The 1,058-nt window shown below is 70.9% G+C and carries 1 protein-coding gene; it reads left to right on the plus strand.

Annotated features, from left to right (window positions below):
• Positions 1 to 240 precede the first annotated feature (240 nt).
• On the plus strand, positions 241 to 939 hold the full coding sequence (locus ACWGI8_RS44565; protein ID WP_453669379.1) for a hypothetical protein: 699 nt from the start codon (positions 241 to 243) through the stop codon (positions 937 to 939).
• The last annotated feature ends 119 nt before the right edge of the window (positions 940 to 1,058 follow it).

Genomic DNA, 1,058 nt, shown 5'->3' on the forward strand with positions numbered 1-1,058 from the left:
CTCCCCACCATGGTGGGGAGAGCGGCCTTTTCGCTCTGTCCGGTGCGGCTCCCTCGTATGGCGGGTGCGGAACCCCATCGCGTGACACGCCCGGTGATCAAGTCCTCACCAGCGGAAACACTCCGAAGCGTGAACCAGGCACCCATTGCCCCCAGCACGTCAAGCACTCGTTCGGTTGCGTTCGGTATCCGCCCCTCGCACGGTGATTCCAAGATCCGTCGATCACCGAAAGGGATTCTCATGCGTGCTCTGGCATCGCGACCCATCACTACGACCGCCCTCTCCCTCGCCCTCCTTCTGGGGGCCGCGGGCCCCGCGATGGCGGTTCAGGAGGAGGCTCCGCGGGCCGTCGCCGCCGAGGACACGGCCGACGCTCCGGTCCCCGGCGCCGAGACGGTCCTCGCGCAGGTCACAGTGCTGGACAAGTTCGGTGGTGTGGTGGTCCCCGTCACCGATCTGCTCAAGGCTGTTCTGGCCGCCGACAACGGCCGGCTCGCCGCCGCGGACGCGACGAAGCACGCCGACGCCATCAAGGCGGCCATCGCCGAGGCCAGGGCCGCGGCCGCAGACCCCGCGACGGCGCCGTCGGTGCCGTCGACGCAGACCCCGCAGACTCCGGCTGCTCCGAAGCCGCAGGCTCCGCAGCAGCCCGAGGTGAGTGTGCTCGCCGCCATGGCCCGGGCGGACGTGGTGGAGGAAGCGCTGACGGCGCTGCAGGAGCGGGCGGACGCGCTCATCACGGCCGCCACCTCGGGTGATGCCGCGGCGGTTGCCGAGGCGCAGACCGCGGTCGTGGAGGCTGTCGTCAATTTCATCGCGGCCACGCTGGTCGGCGAAGGCCTCCCGGAGGCGAACCTCGACGGCCTGCCGGCCCTCCCTGAGCCGACGCCTTCCCAGGAGAACGCGCAGTCCGTGGCCCCGGCGCTCCCCGAGAGCTGAGCCGGGCTCACCGCAGCGTCACTGCTCGAAGGTCGTGCCGGCCCCTTCCCCGGGGCCGGGCCGATCTTTTTGGCGTGCTTGCGCAGCTGGTGCGAATATCCGCGCGGGCCGCTTCATTC

This window comes from Streptomyces sp. NPDC054841, from assembly GCF_053611045.1.